Raw genomic sequence first — 17,647 nt, 5'->3', positions numbered from 1 at the left:
CTGGCGACGGACCCGGGCGTCTTAACCACCGACGACCGTGCCCCATCCTCCCGTGGCGGAGGCGGAGAGAAACACTCGGAACGGCAAAACGCCAGACTTCGCCACCCCCGCGCCGTGGCCGTGCTTTTGATAGACGCAGTACGAGCAGTACGACGCAGTTCTTGTGAACGCGGGCGCGGTCCCCGCTCGACCCCCAGGGGTTCCCCTTGCCCAGGGCAGGGGTGTGATGCGCCAACAGGTACGCACAGTGCAGTGATCGACACATGATGTGATGTGGTCCACGGTGTTGCCAGCGGTGCAACGGAAAGGAACGAGCGCTCATGCGCGAGATCCTCGGAAGGCGACGCAGGCTCCTGTCCAGGCGGAACGACAAGGGGCCTGAGCTTCTCGGCGCGGCCCTGACCTTCGCGACGGAATGGCAGTGGCCCGTACTCCCGGGCGTGGCTCCCGACCCTCAGGGGCGGGCCCGGTGCGCGTGTCCCGACCCCGAGTGCACGGTGCCCGGTGCACACCCCTTCGACCCCGGCCTGCTCGCCGCCACCACCGACGAGCGCATGGTCCGCTGGTGGTGGGGCAACCGGCCGACGGCCCCGATCGTCCTCGCCACCGGCGCAGCCGGCGGAGCGGCGCCCTGCGCGGTCAGCCTGCCCGCCCTCGCCGCCTCCCGCGCCCTCGCCCTCCTCGACCGACGCGGCATGCGGCTCGGTCCGGTGGTCGCCGCGCCCACCCGCTGGGCGCTGCTCGTCAAGCCGTACTCCATGGAGCAGCTGGGCGAGCTGCTCTACGCCAAGGACTTCGTCCCCGGCTCGCTCCGCTTCCACGGCGAGGGCGGCTACCTCGCCCTGCCGCCCTCCGAGACCGGCCAGGGCGCCATCCGCTGGGAGCGGGCCCCGCTGCCCGGCTCGGCCAAGCCCTGGGTGCCCGACGTGGAGGCCGTGGTGGACGCCGTGGTCGACGCCCTCACTCGTACGGGTGTGAGCGCACCCGAGTTGTAAGGGTGTCGGGCGCGAGAACCCGGCTTGCCGCATCTGCCTGGTTACTCTCCGCACATGCTGCGTAATTCTGGGGACCGCCCCTCAGACCCCCGACTACGTCTGCTCGCCCTCGTGGGCGTCATGGTGTGCGCGGTCGTGCTGCCGCTGACCGTGGCGTCCGCGGGACAGGTGGGCGACGCCGCCGTACACCGCGCCCGGAACGACGACGAGAAGCTGCCGGCGCCGGTCCGGTCCCCGCTGGTGCTCGGCCTGGGCCTGGCCACGGCCGCCCGCTGCGGTCCCGAACTCACCTCGCCCGACGGCGTCGAGGCGCAGACCTGTGTGATGACCCAGGGCGCGGACACCTGGGCGCGCACCTACTACCGCAACGCCACCGGGGCGGCCCTGCAGGCCGTACTGAGCCTGCTGGGCCCGCACGGCCGCACCGTGCAGACGCACTGCGCCGCGGACGCCGACGACGAGCCCGCCACCTGTGAGACGCCCCGGGAGCACACCCGGGGCACGCTGGACGCCTACACGGCGGTCGCGGAGTTCGCGGCACGCGACGGCGACGGTCCCCTGCTGCTGCGTTCCGCGAGCAACTCGGCGGACGGCTCCGGGCGCCCGGCCGACGGCTCGGGGGACACGGGGGACGGTTCAGGGGGCTCGGCCGACGGCTCCGGCGGCTCGGCCGCGGGCAACTCCCACCGGTCAAACGGGAGTTGACGAAGCACTACGGTCCGTACACCGGATGCGGGCATGAAAAGGCCCGGTTGCTGGCGACGGGGGATGCACCAGCAACCGGGCTACTGAGACGGTAACAAGAGATCGGCGGTTCGCAAATTCGATCTCGGCTATTCGGACACGTATTTGCTTGCCGTGTAGGGAAGTTGTGACAGGAGTCACCTGATTCAACGGGCCCGGTGCGGCTGACCGACCGGTCAGCCGCACCCCTGTGTCCGCGCTGATCGTCAGCTGAGCGTGACCTGTCGGTTGGTCAGTCCGCCGCGGGCCCGCCGCTCCTCCGCGGTGAGCGGTGCCTCCGAGGCCAGAGCGGTCGCGAGACGCTCGGCGAACTCGGCGGCCGGCTTCTCCACGTCCTCCGCGCCGACCCCGCTCGGCAGGTCCCAGACCGGCACGGTGAGACCGTGGGCGCGGAAGGAGCCGACCAGCCGGGTGCCCTCGCCGAGGCTGGACCTGCCCCCGGCATGCAGCCGCGCGAGAGCGTCCAGAAGCTGCTCCTCGGGATACGGCATGACCCACCGCAGATGGTTCTTCTCGGGCGTTTCGCACCAGTAGGCGGAGTCGACGCCGGTCAGCTTCACCGTCGGGATGGCCGCTGCGTTGGCCCGCTCCAGGGAGGCGGTCACGTCGGGGGTGGCGTTCTCCGCGTCCTGCACCCAGAACTCGAAGCCTTCGTGCACAACTGGCTCGAACGGGCCCTTCGGGTCGAGCAGGTCCTGCAGCCGGGGGCTGTCGGCGGGGGCGCGGCGGCTCTGCACCGGGGTGCCCGGCTCGGCCGCGAGGGCGCGCTGGAGGGTGTCGGCGAGGTCGCGGCTGATGTCGCCGGACGCCGTGTCGTTCTGCAGGCCGAGCAGGACCGTGCCGTCGTCGCGGCGCAGCGCCGGCCAGGCCATCGGCAGCACCGTGGCGAGCGTGACCGAGGGGACGCCCTCGGGCAGACCGTCCTTCAGGGTCAGCTCGACGGTGGCGGCGGGGACCAGCTCACGCAGCGCCACCCAGTCGCCCTCGCCCGCCAGCCCCTCGAACGGGCGGTGCACCAGCTCGGTCGCCGCGTGCGCCGCCGCCCGGCCGTGGCACGCCTTGTAGCGGCGGCCGCTGCCGCAGGGGCAGGGTTCGCGGGCACCGACGACCGGGATCTCTGCGTCGCTGAGCTGCGGCCGCGTGGCCGTCGTCTGGGGTCGCTTCTTGGCCATCTGGGTGTCTCCCGGTTACGGCTCGTCTCGTACGGGCGGGAGCCTAGCCGTTCATGCCCTGGGCCACGGGAACCTGTGGACCGGCCCGGTCAGTCGAGGTCGTCGAACGCGTCCGCGAAGTCCAGGTCGGGCATCTCCGGGACCGAGGGCCCCGAGGGTGCCATGACGCGCGTGGCAAAGGCGTCCCGGCGGTCCCGGGTGTTCCCGGTGTCCGGATCACGCACGTCATCACGTACGCCGTCACGCACGTCCTTGTGGACCACCACCCAGACCGTCACCTCGCCCCGGGCATCGTTGCGGACCCCCCAGTCGTCGGCCAGGGCCGTGATGATGTTCAGCCCGCGGCCGCCGTGTGCCGTGACCGACGGGGTCATGGGAGCCGGGCGGGTCGGACCACCGCCGTCCGTCACCTCGACGACCAGCCGGCCGCGCGTGTCGACCTGCCAGGCGGCCCGGACGTCGCCGTCCCCGGCCAGCGCGTCGCCCAGGGGGCGCCCGTGCTTGCAGGCATTGCTCAAAAGTTCGGAAAGGATCAGTACGGCATCGTCGATGACCGATTCCGATAGACCACCGGTGCGCAACTGATCGCGCATGCGGTGTCTCGCCTTCCCCACGCCCGCAGGGCCATGGGGTACGGCCATGCTCGACGACGTGGGCACCTCCTGTGCCACCACCAACGCCACCCCCGAGACCTCCTTTGCCCCACGCCACGGTGTGGATGCCCCATTGGCCTGAACCGGAAACCGGCCAATGAATGTCCGGTGACGCATTCGCAACGAACGAATACGCGCCGAACGCGCCGGAGCACTCCCTGTGACGGGTCGGAGTCATATCCCCCGGATATGGCTCCGTGTGGCTGGATTTCGATGGTGTGGCCGAGAAGTGAGGATGCTGTGGACGGGCTGTCGGGTCAAGGGGTGCGAGGTGTCCTTACTTGACTCTTTATCTGACCCCTGATCAGGACAGCTCCGGATTTACCGCCCCCCGTTGTCCCCTGCCGACCCTCACCACCGCTCAGCGTCCCAGTCGGTCCAGCACCGCCGCCGGCCGGTTGGTGATGATCGCGTCGATGCCGAGCTCCACGCACAGGTCCACGTCCTCCGGCTCGTTCACCGTCCACACGTGCACCCGGTGGCCGTTGCGCTTCAGCCGCTCGATATAGGCCGGGTGATTGCGCACGATCCGGATCGAGGGTCCCGCGATCCGTACCCCGGCCGGCAGCCGCCCGTCGCGCAGCCGGGGCGAGAGGAACTGCAGCAGGTAGACCGTCGGCAGCGTCGGCGAGGCCGCCCGGACCCGGGCCAGCGACCGCGCGGAGAAGCTCATGACCCGCACCGGCGACTCGGCGGGGGTGGCCGGAGCGTCCAGCCCGAACCGCTTGAGCAGCACCAGCAGCCGCTCCTCCACCTGCCCCGCCCACCGCGTGGGGTGCTTGGTCTCGATCGCCAGCTCCACCCGCCGCCCGGCGTCCGCGACCAGCTCAAGCAGCCGCTCCAGCGTCAGCACGGAGGTGTCCGCACGGTCCTCGGGCCGGAACTCCCAGTCGGGCTCCTCGTCCCGCCCGTGCCAGGCCGGGCCCTTCTTCCACGCACCGAAGTCCAGGGCGGCCAGCTCCGCGAGCTCCAGGGCCGAGACCGCGCCCCGCCCGTTGGACGTACGGTTGACCCGCCGGTCGTGGACGCACACCAGATGGCCGTCGGCGGTCAGGCGTACGTCGCACTCCAGGGCGTCGGCGCCGTCCTCGATGGCCTTCCTGTACGCGGCCAGCGTGTGCTCGGGGGCGTCTTCGGAGGCCCCGCGGTGGGCGACGACCTGGATGCGATGCTGTGGTGCGTGGGTCACCGCGTCATGGTGCCACCGAGCAGGGGTACCTGGGGGCACCCTGCATGCCGGTAAAGAGAACTTTTGTCGGACAGGCCCTATATAAAGGTTGTCCGTGTACCCACAGCCACCGCTTATGGTGCTCTGACGGCCTGTGGGAAAAGCTGACGGCATACAAAAGCACATGCACAGCTGAATCGCGCCGGACGACAGCAAGCGTGAAAGAGCGTGACCGAGTGCGACCGAGAAGAAAAGCCGTGGACCGAGGAGAGAAGCTGTGAGCACCGAGAACGAGGGCAACCCGGTACCTCCGGCCCCGTCCGCACCTCCCGTGCCGCCGACGTCTCCCGCCGCCTCGCCGCAGGCTGCCGCGTCCGACGGCGGGGAAGCGCCGACCGCCCCGATCCCGCCGGCGCCCCAGGGTGCGCCCGGCGCGCCCGCGGGCGACCCCTACGGGACCGCACCGCAGGCCCCTGACAGCTCCTGGCCGCCCCCGCCCCCCGCGACCCCCTCCTACGCGGACGCCGGCGCGGGCGCGGATGCCGGCGCAGCCTGGGGCTCGCCGTACGACCAGCAGTACCAGCAGCAGTACCAGCAGCCCCAGCCGTTCCAGCAGCCGCAGCCCGCGCCGAAGAAGGGCAGCGGGCGCGGCGGTCTGATCGCCGCCGTCCTGGTGGCCGCGCTGGTCGCGGGCGGCCTGGGCGGCGGCCTCGGCTACACGCTGGCGAAGAACAACGACGACAGCGGCTCCACGACCATCTCTTCGACCTCCAGCGGCGGCGCCACCCAGGTCAAGCGCGCCGCCGGCACCATCGCGGCGATCGCCCACGACGCGCTGCCCAGCACGGTCACCATCGAGTCCGAGTCGACCAGCGGCGAGGGCGGCACCGGCACCGGCTTCGTCTTCGACAAGCAGGGCCACATCATCACCAACAACCACGTGGTCGCGGACTCCCTCGACGGTGGCAAGCTGACCGCGACGTTCCCGGACGGCAAGAAGTACGACGCCGAGGTCGTCGGCCACGCACAGGGCTACGACGTCGCCGTGATCAAGCTCAAGAACCCGCCGTCGGACCTGAAGCCGCTCGCCCTCGGCGACTCCGACAAGGTCGCCGTCGGCGACGAGACGATCGCGATCGGCGCCCCCTTCGGCCTGTCCAACACGGTCACCACGGGCATCATCAGCGCCAAGAACCGCCCGGTGGCCTCCAGCGACGGCAGCTCCACCAGCAAGGCGTCCTACATGAGCGCCCTGCAGACCGACGCCTCCATCAACCCGGGCAACTCCGGCGGCCCGCTGCTCGACGCCTCCGGCGCGGTGATCGGCATCAACTCCGCGATCCAGTCCGCCTCCAGCGGCGGTCTGGGCAGCACCGGGCAGTCGGGCTCGATCGGCCTCGGCTTCGCCATCCCGATCAACCAGGCCAAGTACGTGGCCCAGCAGCTGATCAAGACCGGCAAGCCGGTCTACGCGAAGATCGGCGCGTCGGTGTCGCTGGACGACTCGACGAACGGTGCCCAGATCACCGACTCCGGCTCGGGCGGCTCCGCCGCGGTCGAGTCGGGCGGCCCGGCGGACAAGGCCGGCCTCAAGCCCGGCGACGTCATCACCAAGCTGGACGACTCGGTGATCGACAGCGGCCCGACCCTGATCGGCGAGATCTGGACCCACAAGCCCGGCGACAAGGTCGAGATCACCTACAAGCGGAGCGGCACCGAACACACGGTCACCGTCACCCTCGGCTCCCGCGTCGGCGACAACTGACCCGCACCCGCCCGCACGGACCGGTTACTCTGTTCCCCGCGTCGCCGATCTCCGTCGACGCGGGGTGGGTTGCCCGAGCGGCCTAAGGGAACGGTCTTGAAAACCGTCGTGGCGCGAGTCACCGTGGGTTCAAATCCCACACCCACCGCAGGATGAGAGCCTCTGACCAGCCAAAACGGTCGGGGGCTCTCGCCGTTTCCGCTCCCCGGGAGCGACCGCGGTTCCCCGTGGTTCCCCGGTCGATCGGGCACGCGAGGGGCACGGGCTCCGGATGGACCACTGACGCATCAACTCCACCTGTCCATAAGGGAGTTGGGGCAAGTCGATGTTTCACGTGAAACCAACCGTTTCGCGTGTCCGGCACGGGTTAGGCGCATACCGCGCAATCGGCTAATGGATGGTAATATCGGCACATAACACCCACCGAGACCCAGTACTCGCCCCAGCTTCCATCCCGTCCGCCGTCGACCCACACACCGTGGAGCGGGCGTGGTTCCTGGCGTCCAGGTGGAGCGCGCCACTGTACGAACGACCTGGACGCCAGGGGCCTCGTCTGCTCGGCTCTGCCTGGGTCGATGGTGGTCGGGATGGAAGCACCCCACCTGTACCACTACGAGCCCGCAGCGGCGTACGGCGCCCCCTCCATCCCGGTGTCGGCCGATCCCCCGCCGGAGGCATGCTCTGACCTCGCCTATCCCGTCCGCTCACCACGGTCCGCCGGCATCGACGGAGCCTTCAGCCGTCGCGCACCTGCTTGTGGAGTCAAAGCGTCTGTTGGTCTGTGCCTGATCACGCGATGTGGCCTGTGGGCAGTGCCGTCTTCCCCAAGGTCGGGCCTGGTGGTTGGGTCATGGGTGGGGAGTCAGGCTCGGTCCGGTGCATCGGCCCTTGGCGGGGGCGGAGCGTGAAGCGTGATCACCCCGGGGCATCGTAGGTGGCGCGGGGCCGGGGCCGGGCCGGCGCGGGCCGAAGGCAGGAGCGAAGGCCCGAGTCCCGAGCCGCGCGCCGGCCCGCAGTGCGGGCCGGGGGTGTGTGATCAACGCGGCGGCGGCCGGAAGCCGATAGGGACAGCGCGACCGGATGGCCGAAGGGCCAAGAGCCCCCACCCCTGTCCCGTGCCGCTGCGGGCCTGCGATCGAGGGGTTGAGGCGGAAGCCCTGAGGGGGCTGTGAAGCGTGGGAGAGCTGAGGAACCTTACGGTTGCTGTCGAGTCCTGTTATCCCAAGTGCGCGACGGCTGGAGGCTCCGTCGATGCCGGCGGACCGTGGTGACCGGAACACCCCGTCCCCGCCCAACGGGCGGGGCTTGATGAGGTAGAGAAACCTGTAACAAGATCGGCTAGCCAACCGCGCTTCGCTCGGCCAGGCCGCGCAGGGACTCAGGAACCCGGGGTTCGGAGAGCTGCACCAGATCGCGGATCACCTCGCGTGCCAGGTGATGATCGTGGATCTGCTCGGGAGCCAAGGCCTCGGATTCCAAGAGCGCGGCTGTGGCCTCACCGACGTGTCGCCGCTGCGCGTGCGCTCGCGCCACGTCAAGAAGGAAACGTGACTGCCGCTCGGGGGAGAGACCTGTTGCGTCAACCTGTTGGGCCACGTCCAGGGCAAGCCCCGCGTCCCCCAACTCGACCGCTGTGCTCACCGCGTGAATCTCGACGTTCGTCGGGCCGAACTCAGTGTCGAAGTCGTTGCGGTCCTCACCCAACCGCGCTGCGATCGCTCGCGCTCGGTCAATGTGGTCGTGGGTCCCTCCCCGGTTCCCCTCCCGCGCACTGATCACGGCGAGAACCAGGTTCATGGCACCCAACAGCGACAGTTCCTCTGGCGGGCACGCGGGGGCCTCCGCCCTGGGCTCCATGACGGCCACGGCGGACTTGGCCGCTTGCTCAGCCTGCTCCATGTGCTGCTGCCGCATGAAGGCATGCGCCATGCGAAACAGGCTCGCGACGACTTCAAGGGGTTGTCCCGCAAGCTCGGCTGCCTGTAGCGCTCGGTCTGCCGCGACCCATGCCGCGTCGGCCTGGTCCTGCCGGGTGAAGCTGGCCGCTGCCGCTTGGTACACCTTCGCGCGGAGCGAGTGAAGTTCGGCACGGTCGCCCGCCGGCGCGTGGCGTACCGCAGCTTCGATGCTCGGAAGCAACCGGGCAAGGTGATCGCTCAGCGCTCCGTAGCTCGATGCGTGCGTAAGTGTCCATGCCTCGTCCACCAGCCGGCGGAAGTCGGCAAGAGTGGGGATCGGTTCGGCTGGCGTCTGTTCGAAGAGGCTGCCCAAAGCCGGGTGCCCCGTGAGGGCTACGCGGAGTCCGTCAAGGTCGTTGCTCTGGGGACCCCCCTCCGGCTCGGTTTCCTCGACCGGCGCTGCATCCGGGCGTAGCTCGCGTACGGACACGTGCAGCGCATCGGCAAGAGCCTGAAGGATCGACAGCCGTTCAACGGGCTGCACGCCTCTTTCGACCTGTGAGACCCAGCTCTCGGAGCGCGCCATGGCGGCGGCAAGGTCGCTTTGTGACATGCCTGCGGCGCGGCGAAGTTCCTTGACCCGCTGACCTAGTGCCTTGGTGTCGGAGCCTGTCACGCCTCGGCTCCGGTGGGGTACTTGCCAGCGTACGGCTCAAGCCGGTCTACCTCAGTCTTCTCGACGTACTTGGTGCGCTCGGTGAGGAAGTGGCGCGTGTGCGGCTGGCGCTCGTGCTCCTCGAATGCGGCGTGGTCTGCGTACAGCTCAAAGAAGATCCGCTCGTTTGGGGCGCCCTCGACCTGGTGGCAGGCGTAGACAAGCGTGCCCGGCTCGTGAGCCTTGATCCCTGCTGCGGTTTCCCGGATCAGCGCGTCGAACGCCTCGCCTGCGTCCTCGCGAAGAGTGAAGCGAACAAAGAGCCCAAAGTTTGCCATTTCTCCTCCTTCTCGTCGCACTCAGTCTCGCAGAGGCAGACTTCTACTGCTAGTCGCAGGTTTTCTGTTGACTCGCAGTTTTTCTGCGAGTAGCTTCGTTGGTGTCAGGACACAAAGGCGCCCCGGGCTACGTGCCATCCGCCAAGATCACAACGCAGCCCGGGGCTCGTCCCACTAGGGGAGACTCCATAATGCCGTCCTTCAAGATCGACCTTTCGACCGCTGTGGTGTTCGTGGCGACCGCGCCGGAACCCAAGATGGTCAACAAGAAGACCGGTGAGCGGGCCGTGGACCGGGAGACCAACGCGAGCCTGTCGACCGTGGGTCTGCTGGTCTCGGACGAGGGTGAGGGCAACCTCTACCAGGTGACCGTGCCGGAGACCGGCCTCCCGGAGGGTCTGGCGCCGGGCATGCCGGTGCGGGTCGTCGGCCTGAAGGCCCGTGACTGGGAGAACACGTTCAACGGCGAGAAGCGCCACGGGATCTCCTTCCGCGCCGTCGCGATCGCCTCGGCGGTCTGACCATGACCGACGTCACGTCCTGGCTGGAGCTGGGCACGGTCGCTGCGGGTGCCGGCGGGATCGGCTACGCGAAGGTCCGCGCCCCTCGCGTGTACTGGTCGCTGGTCGGCCTGCCGGTCACCTGGGGCCGCTTCACCTGGACCTACCGGGACACGATGGAGGTGTGCGGGCTGACGGTACAGCCGTCCCGCCTGCGGGCCTTCATGACCCGCAACATCGCCCACACCGAGGTGCGGCCGGTCCCGCCGAAGGTCCGCCGGGTGCGGGGCACCTCGACCGGACTGCGGGTGACTCTGCGGCTCCCGGCGGGTCTGGAACCGGCGGACATCGCCGCGTCCTCGGAGCGGCTTCGGCACGCCTTCGGGGTGCGGTCGGTGACCGTGTCCGAGACCAAGCCCGGCTTTGTGGAACTGCGGATGACCGGCTACGACGTCCTCAACCGGGTCCGCATGCCCCGTACCGCCAAGCCCCGTGACCTGGTCGTCCCGGTCGCGCTGCGCGAGGACGGCTCGGTGTACGTACGGGACTACCGCCAGGTCCCCATGGCGCTAACCCTGGGCGCCACCCTGTCGGGCAAGTCCATGTATCAGCGCAACCTGGTGACGGGGCTGGCTCGACTGCCGGTCGGCTTGGTCGGGATCGACTGCAAGCGCGGTGTGGAACAGTCCCATTTCGCCCCGCGCCTGTCGGCGCTGGCGACGGATCCGCAGTCCGCCGGCCTCCTGATCGATGCGCTCGTGCGTGAGATGGAAGAGCGCTTCGACCTGCTCGCCCTCCACGGGGCCTCGGAGCTGTGGAAGCTCCCGCAGGACATCCGCCCGGTGCCGCTGGTCGTCCTCATAGACGAGATCGCAGAGCTGTTCCTGGTGACCTCGAAGAAGGAAGAGGCGGCCCGCGACCACACCGTCATGCAACTGGTGCGGCTGGGCCAGATGGCCCGCGCGGTCGGCATCTTCCTGGAGGTCTGCGGGCAGCGCTTCGGCTCCGACCTCGGCAGGGGCGCGACCGCCCTGCGAGCCCAGCTCACCGGCCGTGTGGTGCACCGGGTCAACGACAAGCAGACCGCTGAGATGGGCCTGGGGGACATCGCCCCGGACGCGGTGACGGCGGTGACCGGGATCCGTGCGGACCGTCCCGGCGTCGCGGTGGCCGGCGACACCTCCGGCGGCTGGTCCCGCATCCGCACCCCCGAGATCACCCCCGACCAGGCGGCGGCCATCTGCCGTGACTTCGCCGACCTGACCCCGGACCTGCCGTTCCTGGACCCGTTCCGGCCCGTGGTCCGCAGCGCGCCGGTCAAGGCTCCCGCGCTGGTGATCCCGGAGCCGGTCACCGAGTAATCCCAGGTTTTCTCCGGTCAGCGCGACCGCTTGGCGCCGGGTCCCTACCCGCTCCATGCCCGAAACCGAAAGGAGATCGTTCATGGCCAGGAAGAAGACCCCGGAGTCGAAGTCCGCCGAGTGCTCGGTCTGCAAGGGCACGGGTGAGGTCTCCCGCACGGTCGAGGTCGGCCGTAAACGCCGCGCGGTCGGCCAGCAGACGGGGTTCTGCCTGAACTGCCTCGGTTCCGGCGAAGCCCCCGCCGAATAGTCCTCTGACCTGCTCCAACGCCCCGAAGGAGGTGAAGACATGAAGCGCTCTATCCGTCCGGACGCGGTACTGGTTCAGGCTGTGATCGCGGGTGCGTTGTCCTTCGCCCACCTGCACGACCTTGCCCAAGCCGCCGGGCAGACCGGATGGAAGGCCTGGGCCTACCCGATCAGTGTTGACCTGCTACTGGTCGCCGCGTGGCGACGGCTGCGGGTGCAGCGGTCCCGGCTGGCCTGGTGCTGGTTCCTGGTCGCCCTGGTCGCCTCGCTCGGCGCGAACATCGCCACGGCCGGCTTCCTCGACATGGAACACCCGCCCGCCCTGCTGCGCCTCGGCGTCGCGGGCTGGCCGGCTCTGGCCTTCCTCGGCGGCACCCTGCTCGCCCACCAGCACACCGACCACACCCCCGACCCGGCACCCGACCCCGACCCGGCACCGGAGCCGCGTGCGGTGGTCGAAGTCGACCGCCCCCAGACACCCGAGTCCGCTGCCGAGATCTCCGAGCCGGAGCCCGTCCCGGCGCTGCCCAAGGCTCCGGTGAGCGTGCCCCCGGCCCTGATCGACCACGCCCGCAAGGTCGCCACCGAACACCGCGCCCGCACCGGAGCCGAGATCGACGCGGCCACCCTGCGTGCCCGCCTCGGCGTCCCGGCAGACCTCGCCGGCGCCATCGTCGCCCAACTCGCCTGACAGACAAGGAGGTTCCACCGTGCGCCCGAACCGCTTCTACGACGTGATCCGCATCGGGCCGGTCAAGGTCGCCACGTTCAACAACGGCCGTGGCCAGACCAAGCACATCGCCGCCTGCACCGCCCCCAACTGCGGTTTCTCGACCGAGCACTTCGACCGGTCCGCCGCCGAACTCACCGCCCGCACCCACAAGTGCCACTGACCCGCAAGGGAGATCCGCTGATGTTCACCCCGAAGTACCCCACCCCGGACACCGCCCCGGCCCCCGCCACGCCGCAGATCACCGTTCAGGCGCCCGTCGTCCCGGTCGCTCCGGCTCCGGTCGCCCCCGTGGCGTCGGCCCCGGTCCCGGCCCGGCCGACCATCCAGCTCACCCCCGGCTCCACGCTCGCCCTCGCGGCCGGCGGCGGCGCCGTGGTCCTGGTCGTCGGCGCGGTCCTGGTCTCCATGCTCCTCGCCGTCGCCATCACCGCCGTCTCCGTCGCCCTGGTCGCCATCGTCCTGCGCCTGCTCATCAACGACCTGCACAAGGGCAGGTGAGCCGTGGAAACCGTGATCGCCGCCGCGTTACCGGCCATCGGCTGGGCAGTCCACGGAGGTTTCCTCGTCCGTCGCCTGGCCACCGCCCGCCGTGACCCTCTGACCGGTCTGCATACCCGCGCCGGATGGACCACCCGCGCCGAACACCTGCTCAACCACAACCCGTCCGCGCTGGTCCTGCTGATCGACCTGGACGACTTCAAGGCCATCAACGACACCCACGGCCACGCGGCCGGAGACACCGTGCTCAGCGTGACCGCCCGCCGGCTCAACGACTGGTGCGGACGTCACGGCATCGCCGCCCGCCTCGGGGGAGACGAGTTCGCCGCCATCGTCACCGACCCCGGCCGCACCCCCGGTATCCGCGCACTCCGCGTAGCCCTCGACCGCGCCGTCGACCACAACGGGCACGGCTTGCCGGTCTCCGCCTCGGTCGGCATCTGTCACCGCTCGCGACTGCCTCTGCCGACGCTGACCGACGCACTCTCCGCCGCCGACTCCGCGATGTACGCGGCCAAAGGCCACGGCAGGCGCAACACACGCTAACGGCCCCCGGAGCGGCCTCTACCGCCAAGTATCCGCCGCTCCGGGCGCCTGCACCCATTCCTGATCCAACGGACCCGAAAGGGAACCACCATCATGCCCCGGAACACCCCGAGCCCGCGCCCCTGCCGCGACTGCGACGGCTTCCCCGTCGTCGCCATCACCACCGGCACCCGCAACCCGGACGGCACCCGCACCACCCTCCGTATCGACTGCCAGGCCTGCCACGGCACCGGCCACACCGCCCCCGCCCCGGCGCTTGCCCGGATCGGGCGGTGACGGCCATGGACAACGTCACCATCTCGGCCCACATCGAGCCGGACACCCGTTTCCGCGTCACGCCGTTCGCGGACCGCGCCTACCCCTTCGTCAGCCTCCGCATCGGCGGTGACCTCGTCGAGATCGCGCTTCTCGCCGCCCCCGGCACCTCCGAGGCACTGCAGAACCTGGCCGCCGCCGCGATCGAAGCCGCCGGCGCCCTGGACGCCATGACCGCCGACGTGCCGGAGGTGACCGGCCGTGGCTGACCTCACCCCGACCCCGGACCGCCCCGGCCTGCACGTCGCCGCCGAACCGATCTACCGCAAGCACGACGACCCCGCCCGCTGGTGGAACACCACCGCATCCACCCCCACCGGCTCCTACACCTGCGGAACCTGCGGCGACTCCGACACCGCCCGCGGCGCCTCCCGCGTCCGCGACCTGGTCCAGGACTGGACCGACAACCACGGCCCCGCCCACCGAGGCGGTCGCCGATGACCACGCGCCGGGTCCTTGACCTGTTCTCCTGCGCCGGCGGGGCCGCCAAGGGCTACGCGGACGCCGGATTCGCGGTCGACGGCTGCGACATCGCCGACCGCCCGAACTACCCCTTCCCCTACCACCGCGGGGACGCCCTCGAATACCTCGCCCGCTTGATCACGACAGGTGAGATCGAGCGGTACAGGCTCGTGCACGCCTCCCCGCCCTGCCAGGCCAAGGCCGCGCTGACCGTGGGCACGAATCGGTCCCAGGGCTGGGGCGGTACCCACGAAGACCTCGTGGCACCCACCCGCGAACTCCTGAACGCCTCCGGCCTGCCGTACGTGATCGAGCAGCCCAACGGCAAGGCGGAGATCCGCAAGGACCTGACCCTGTGCGGGGAGATGTTCGGGCTCGGCGTGCTGCGCCACCGCAACTTCGAGCTGGGCGGCTGGGGCGTCGTCCGGCCAGCTCACCCCAAGCACCGGGGCTACGTGCGCGGCTGGCGGCACGGCGTCTACCGCGACGGCCCGTATGTGGCCGCTTACGGAGAGGGCGGCGGCAAGGCCACCGTGACCGAGATGCAGACCGCCATGGGCATCACGTGGACCGACGTCCACGAGGAACTCACCGAGGCGATCCCGCCGGCCTTCGCCCGCTGGATCGGCCGCGCCTTCCTGACCGCACGCCAGGAGGTCTTCGCGTGACCGACACCGCCACCATGGCGGGCCTGGACCCGGCCACCCTCACCGATCTGCTGAGGCTGGCCGGGTCCGCCGGCTTCGACCGCATCCAGGACCAGATCCGGCGCACCGGCGGCTGCTCCGACCCCATCCACCTGCAAGGCTCCACCGTCACCCGCGACCGCACCACCGGGCAGATCATCCACCGCTACGACACCGACAACGAACCCGGCGGCCGGCTGCGGATCGCGTGCGGAAACCGTCGCGCGTCCCGCTGCCCCGCCTGCGCCTGGACCTACGCCGGAGACACATACCACCTCATCCGTGCCGGGCTCGTCGGAGACCCCGCCAAAGGCACCCCCGACACCATCCGGGATCACCCCCGGGTTTTCGCCACCCTCACCGCGCCCTCCTTCGGCCCGGTCCACAACCAGCCCGGTAACCGGCCTTGCCGCTGCGGCACCCGCCACGGCGAGGACGCGCCCAAACTCGGCACCCCGCTCGACCCCGATACGTACGACTACGCGGGCGCGGTGCTGTGGAACAACCACGCCTCGGAGCTGTGGCGGTACTTCACGATCTACCTGCGCCGGGAGATCGCCCGCCGCGCCGGCCTCACCCAGAAAGCCGCCCACGAACAGTCCCGCGTCTCCTTCGGCAAGGTCGCCGAGTACCAGAAGCGCGGAGCCGTCCACTTCCACGCCGTGATCCGCTTCGACGGACCCGACGGGCCCGACAGCCCGCCGCCCGCCTGGGCCACCCTCGACGTCCTCGCCGACGCCATCCGTGCCGCCGCCGCCCGAGTCGCTGTCGACGTACCGCCCGCGGGAGACCAGCCCGCCCGCCTGCTGCGCTGGGGCACCCAGCTCGACGTCCAGCCGATCGGCGCCTTCGGCCACGGCGAAGAGATCACCGAACAGGCCGTCGCCTCCTACGTCGCCAAGTACGCCACCAAAGCCGCCGAGACCACCGGCACCGTCGACCGCCGCATCGGCAACAAAGAGGCCCTCGCCCTGCTCGGCGTACCCGACCACCCCGCCCGGCTCATCGCCGCGTGCCTCGACCTGCACGCCCTCTACCCGGACCGCAAGCTTCGCGACTGGGCTCACATGCTCGGCTTCCGGGGCCACTTCTCCACCAAGTCCCGCCGCTACTCCACCACCCTCGGCGCCCTCCGCCAGACCCGCGCCGACTACCGCGCCGCCCAGCAACGCGAAGCCCTCGGCCTGCCCGACCCCGACGACACGGAGACCACCACGCTCACCCTCGCCCACTGGACCTACGCAGGCCACGGCCACACCCCCGGCGAATCCTGGCTCGCCGCCAACATCCACCGGGACATCCAACGCAACCGCGAAACCGCCCGCGAGGCCCTCGCAGACCTGCCCGACCCCGGCACAGAGGGGGAGTGGTGACCATGGAACGACTCCTCAACGTCCAAGAGGTCGCCGAACTCCTCGGCACGACCGTGCGGTTCTCGCGCCGGCTGATCGAAGAGCGTCGGATCACCTTCGTCAAGGTCGGGCGGCATGTCCGCATCCCTGAGAGGGCCCTAGAGGCCTACGTCGTCGCGAACACCGTGGAACCGGTCGTCCTCCGACCGACAGGCCTTAGGAGGGCTGCCTGATGGCGGGGAAGCGCAAGTCTCGCCGTGGCTTCGGCAGGATTCGGAAGCTGCCCTCAGGGCGGTATCAGGCTCGCTACCCGGGGCCTGACGGCGTGTTGAGGCCTGCCGACCGGACGTTCGCCACGACCACGGACGCTGATCGGTGGCTGGCGAAGAAGCGCATCGAGATCGAAGACGGCCGCTGGATCGATCCCGTCGAAGGACAGACGACGGTCCGGGACTGGTCGGCTCGTTGGCTGGCGGCTGTGTCACCGCAGCTCAAGCACAAGACACAGGCTTCGTACCGGTCGCTGATCAACTCGCTGATCAATCCGGCGCTTGGAGACCGTGAGCTGTCGAGCCTGCGTCCGATCACCGTGACGGAGTGGGTCGCGCAGATGCGAACGAGGGAGCTCAGCCCGTCCCGCATCCGGCAGGCGTACCGAGTGCTGTCGCAGGTCATGGCCTCGGCTGTCGACAACGACCTGATCGCGCAGACACCTTGCCGGGGCGTGCGACTCCCCCGCATGCCGCAGACCGAGCCGCACATCCTCACCCCGCTCGAAGCCTCACGCGTCGTGCGGAAGGCCGACAAGCCGCATGACCTGCTGATCGCGCTTCTCGCCTTCGCCGGCCTCCGGGTTGGGGAGGGGTTCGCACTGCGCCGCGATGATGTCGACATGGCGGGCGGCACGGTCCTGGTCGACGAGAACCTTGCTGAGGCGAACGGCGCCCTGGTCTTCGACACCCCGAAGTCCCATCAGAAGCGGCTACTTCGCGTGGCGCCCACCCTCGCGAAACGGCTCGGGAAGCACCTGGAGACCCTGCCGGACGACGGTCGCGCGCTGTTGTTCACTACGGCTGCGGGCAAGCCGCTGCACTACAACCAGTGGCGCAAGGCCTACTTTGACCCTGCTGTGGTGGCGGCCGGCCTCACGGACGTGACCCCGCACGATCTCCGGGCCTCGCACGGGACTTGGGTAGCCGACAAGTACGGTGTCATGACGGCCGCTCATCGCCTCGGACACTCGAACGCGAGCGTGACCACTCGGCACTACGCCCGTCCGGTCGCCGGCCGCGATGACCAGGTGGCCGAAGCCTCGGACGCGTGGGTCAACGGGCACGATCTCGACCGAGGGGCACGTAGCGGGCACGACGACGATGACGACGGCTTGGCGGGGGCGCTTGTACCCGTCTGACCTGCGGCGGAGACCTCACCGCCCATGATCGGCGAAAGGTCTTGAAAACCGTCGTGGCGCGAGTCACCGTGGGTTCAAATCCCACACCCACCGCGTGCTGTGAACGGCCCCTGACCAGGTGAGACGGTCGGGGGCCGTTGTCGTGC

At 70.1% G+C, this 17,647-nt stretch carries 22 protein-coding genes and 1 tRNA gene; 18 read left to right on the top strand and 5 right to left on the bottom strand.

Annotation, left to right across the window (positions count from 1 at the left end; all coding sequences use genetic code 11):
• Window positions 1–320 precede the first annotated feature (320 nt).
• Entirely contained in the window at window positions 321–995 is a 675-nt protein-coding gene (locus ABZ887_RS09270; protein ID WP_361285051.1) for a bifunctional DNA primase/polymerase, read from the top strand.
• Between the two features lie 54 nt (window positions 996–1,049).
• Window positions 1,050–1,700 carry a hypothetical protein gene (locus ABZ887_RS09265; RefSeq protein ID WP_361285048.1) on the top strand — a complete coding sequence of 217 codons (651 nt, stop codon included), beginning with the start codon at window positions 1,050–1,052 and terminating at the stop codon, window positions 1,698–1,700.
• 245 nt (window positions 1,701–1,945) lie between these two features.
• On the opposite strand, the gene ABZ887_RS09260 is transcribed toward ABZ887_RS09265, so the two are convergent.
• The 3 genes from ABZ887_RS09260 to ABZ887_RS09250 form a co-directional block, all read right to left on the bottom strand.
• Window positions 1,946–2,911, bottom strand: coding sequence for a DUF5926 family protein (locus tag ABZ887_RS09260; RefSeq protein ID WP_361285046.1), 966 nt, complete (start codon window positions 2,909–2,911; stop codon window positions 1,946–1,948).
• Between the two features lie 89 nt (window positions 2,912–3,000).
• On the bottom strand, window positions 3,001–3,681 hold the full coding sequence (locus ABZ887_RS09255) for an ATP-binding protein (RefSeq protein ID WP_361285043.1): 681 nt from the start codon (window positions 3,679–3,681) through the stop codon (window positions 3,001–3,003).
• 244 nt (window positions 3,682–3,925) lie between these two features.
• Window positions 3,926–4,753, bottom strand: a complete 828-nt coding sequence (locus ABZ887_RS09250) for a glycerophosphodiester phosphodiesterase (protein WP_361285040.1) — start codon at window positions 4,751–4,753, stop codon at window positions 3,926–3,928.
• 256 nt (window positions 4,754–5,009) lie between these two features.
• Here ABZ887_RS09250 and ABZ887_RS09245 point away from each other — a divergent pair, with 256 nt between their 5' ends.
• A complete protein-coding gene (locus ABZ887_RS09245) occupies window positions 5,010–6,497 on the top strand; it encodes a trypsin-like peptidase domain-containing protein (RefSeq protein WP_361285037.1) in 1,488 nt (495 codons plus the stop codon).
• A 63-nt stretch (window positions 6,498–6,560) separates the two neighbouring features.
• A tRNA-Ser gene (locus ABZ887_RS09240) sits at window positions 6,561–6,645 on the top strand.
• A gap of 1,190 nt (window positions 6,646–7,835) precedes the next feature.
• Here ABZ887_RS09240 and ABZ887_RS09235 read toward each other — a convergent pair.
• Together ABZ887_RS09235 and ABZ887_RS09230 are read right to left on the bottom strand one after the other, a co-directional pair.
• Complete coding sequence (locus tag ABZ887_RS09235) at window positions 7,836–9,071, bottom strand: helix-turn-helix transcriptional regulator (protein ID WP_361285034.1); 1,236 nt, start codon at window positions 9,069–9,071, stop codon at window positions 7,836–7,838.
• Window positions 9,068–9,388 (bottom strand): antibiotic biosynthesis monooxygenase, encoded by a 321-nt coding sequence (locus ABZ887_RS09230; protein WP_361285031.1) that lies wholly within the window; start codon window positions 9,386–9,388, stop codon window positions 9,068–9,070. Before ABZ887_RS09230 ends, ABZ887_RS09235 begins: the two co-directional genes overlap by 4 nt.
• 191 nt (window positions 9,389–9,579) lie before the next feature.
• Between ABZ887_RS09230 and ABZ887_RS09225 the strand changes: the two genes are divergently transcribed.
• From ABZ887_RS09225 to ABZ887_RS09160, 14 genes are all read left to right on the top strand, one after another.
• Window positions 9,580–9,909 (top strand): hypothetical protein, encoded by a 330-nt coding sequence (locus ABZ887_RS09225; RefSeq protein WP_361285029.1) that lies wholly within the window; start codon window positions 9,580–9,582, stop codon window positions 9,907–9,909.
• 2 nt (window positions 9,910–9,911) lie between these two features.
• Complete coding sequence (locus ABZ887_RS09220) at window positions 9,912–11,249, top strand: FtsK/SpoIIIE domain-containing protein (RefSeq protein WP_361285026.1); 1,338 nt, start codon at window positions 9,912–9,914, stop codon at window positions 11,247–11,249.
• An 82-nt stretch (window positions 11,250–11,331) separates the two neighbouring features.
• Complete coding sequence (locus tag ABZ887_RS09215; RefSeq protein ID WP_361285023.1) at window positions 11,332–11,499, top strand: hypothetical protein; 168 nt, start codon at window positions 11,332–11,334, stop codon at window positions 11,497–11,499.
• Between the two features lie 39 nt (window positions 11,500–11,538).
• On the top strand, window positions 11,539–12,189 hold the full coding sequence (locus ABZ887_RS09210) for a DUF2637 domain-containing protein (protein ID WP_361285020.1): 651 nt from the start codon (window positions 11,539–11,541) through the stop codon (window positions 12,187–12,189).
• Between the two features lie 19 nt (window positions 12,190–12,208).
• The gene (locus ABZ887_RS09205) at window positions 12,209–12,391 is read left to right on the top strand and encodes a mobile element transfer protein (RefSeq protein WP_361285018.1); all 183 of its coding nucleotides are present in this window, start codon (window positions 12,209–12,211) and stop codon (window positions 12,389–12,391) included.
• A gap of 20 nt (window positions 12,392–12,411) precedes the next feature.
• Window positions 12,412–12,729 (top strand): SpdD protein, encoded by a 318-nt coding sequence (locus ABZ887_RS09200; protein WP_361285016.1) that lies wholly within the window; start codon window positions 12,412–12,414, stop codon window positions 12,727–12,729.
• 3 nt (window positions 12,730–12,732) lie between these two features.
• Complete coding sequence (locus ABZ887_RS09195; RefSeq protein ID WP_361285015.1) at window positions 12,733–13,275, top strand: GGDEF domain-containing protein; 543 nt, start codon at window positions 12,733–12,735, stop codon at window positions 13,273–13,275.
• A gap of 93 nt (window positions 13,276–13,368) precedes the next feature.
• Window positions 13,369–13,551: a hypothetical protein gene (locus tag ABZ887_RS09190; protein WP_361285012.1), complete on the top strand. Its 183-nt coding sequence runs from the start codon at window positions 13,369–13,371 to the stop codon at window positions 13,549–13,551.
• Between the two features lie 5 nt (window positions 13,552–13,556).
• Window positions 13,557–13,799: a hypothetical protein gene (locus ABZ887_RS09185; protein ID WP_361285009.1), complete on the top strand. Its 243-nt coding sequence runs from the start codon at window positions 13,557–13,559 to the stop codon at window positions 13,797–13,799.
• Window positions 13,792–14,031: a hypothetical protein gene (locus ABZ887_RS09180; RefSeq protein WP_361285006.1), complete on the top strand. Its 240-nt coding sequence runs from the start codon at window positions 13,792–13,794 to the stop codon at window positions 14,029–14,031. Before ABZ887_RS09185 ends, ABZ887_RS09180 begins: the two co-directional genes overlap by 8 nt.
• Window positions 14,028–14,720, top strand: a complete 693-nt coding sequence (locus tag ABZ887_RS09175; protein ID WP_361285003.1) for a DNA methylase — start codon at window positions 14,028–14,030, stop codon at window positions 14,718–14,720. The genes ABZ887_RS09180 and ABZ887_RS09175 overlap by 4 nt, the downstream gene beginning before the upstream one ends.
• The gene (gene repSA, locus ABZ887_RS09170; RefSeq protein WP_361285000.1) at window positions 14,717–16,111 is read left to right on the top strand and encodes a replication initiator protein RepSA; all 1,395 of its coding nucleotides are present in this window, start codon (window positions 14,717–14,719) and stop codon (window positions 16,109–16,111) included. The genes ABZ887_RS09175 and repSA overlap by 4 nt, the downstream gene beginning before the upstream one ends.
• A gap of 2 nt (window positions 16,112–16,113) precedes the next feature.
• Window positions 16,114–16,323, top strand: coding sequence for an excisionase family DNA-binding protein (locus ABZ887_RS09165; RefSeq protein ID WP_361284997.1), 210 nt, complete (start codon window positions 16,114–16,116; stop codon window positions 16,321–16,323).
• Window positions 16,323–17,501: a tyrosine-type recombinase/integrase gene (locus tag ABZ887_RS09160; protein WP_361284994.1), complete on the top strand. Its 1,179-nt coding sequence runs from the start codon at window positions 16,323–16,325 to the stop codon at window positions 17,499–17,501. Before ABZ887_RS09165 ends, ABZ887_RS09160 begins: the two co-directional genes overlap by 1 nt.
• The last annotated feature ends 146 nt before the right edge of the window (window positions 17,502–17,647 follow it).

This window comes from Streptomyces sp. NPDC047061, assembly GCF_040643955.1.
In the GTDB taxonomy this organism is placed as follows: Bacteria; Actinomycetota; Actinomycetes; order Streptomycetales; family Streptomycetaceae; genus Streptomyces.
The sequence above is the reverse complement of the archived record's forward strand: the minus strand, read 5'-3'. Positions and strand labels throughout refer to the sequence as shown.

Excerpts from the sequence above, each read along its gene's own strand:
- ABZ887_RS09220 (WP_361285026.1), top strand. The coding sequence starts at position 9,912 with ATGACCGACGTCACGTCCTGGCTGGAGCTGGGCACGGTCGCTGCGGGT.
- ABZ887_RS09225 (WP_361285029.1), top strand. The coding sequence starts at position 9,580 with ATGCCGTCCTTCAAGATCGACCTTTCGACCGCTGTGGTGTTCGTGGCG.
- ABZ887_RS09185 (WP_361285009.1), top strand. The coding sequence starts at position 13,557 with ATGGACAACGTCACCATCTCGGCCCACATCGAGCCGGACACCCGTTTC.
- ABZ887_RS09255 (WP_361285043.1), bottom strand. The coding sequence starts at position 3,681 with ATGCGTCACCGGACATTCATTGGCCGGTTTCCGGTTCAGGCCAATGGG.
- ABZ887_RS09270 (WP_361285051.1), top strand. The coding sequence starts at position 321 with ATGCGCGAGATCCTCGGAAGGCGACGCAGGCTCCTGTCCAGGCGGAAC.
- ABZ887_RS09215 (WP_361285023.1), top strand. The coding sequence starts at position 11,332 with ATGGCCAGGAAGAAGACCCCGGAGTCGAAGTCCGCCGAGTGCTCGGTC.
- ABZ887_RS09190 (WP_361285012.1), top strand. The coding sequence starts at position 13,369 with ATGCCCCGGAACACCCCGAGCCCGCGCCCCTGCCGCGACTGCGACGGC.
- ABZ887_RS09210 (WP_361285020.1), top strand. The coding sequence starts at position 11,539 with ATGAAGCGCTCTATCCGTCCGGACGCGGTACTGGTTCAGGCTGTGATC.
- ABZ887_RS09165 (WP_361284997.1), top strand. The coding sequence starts at position 16,114 with ATGGAACGACTCCTCAACGTCCAAGAGGTCGCCGAACTCCTCGGCACG.
- ABZ887_RS09200 (WP_361285016.1), top strand. The coding sequence starts at position 12,412 with ATGTTCACCCCGAAGTACCCCACCCCGGACACCGCCCCGGCCCCCGCC.
- ABZ887_RS09230 (WP_361285031.1), bottom strand. The coding sequence starts at position 9,388 with ATGGCAAACTTTGGGCTCTTTGTTCGCTTCACTCTTCGCGAGGACGCA.
- ABZ887_RS09260 (WP_361285046.1), bottom strand. The coding sequence starts at position 2,911 with ATGGCCAAGAAGCGACCCCAGACGACGGCCACGCGGCCGCAGCTCAGC.
- ABZ887_RS09265 (WP_361285048.1), top strand. The coding sequence starts at position 1,050 with ATGCTGCGTAATTCTGGGGACCGCCCCTCAGACCCCCGACTACGTCTG.
- ABZ887_RS09160 (WP_361284994.1), top strand. The coding sequence starts at position 16,323 with ATGGCGGGGAAGCGCAAGTCTCGCCGTGGCTTCGGCAGGATTCGGAAG.
- ABZ887_RS09175 (WP_361285003.1), top strand. The coding sequence starts at position 14,028 with ATGACCACGCGCCGGGTCCTTGACCTGTTCTCCTGCGCCGGCGGGGCC.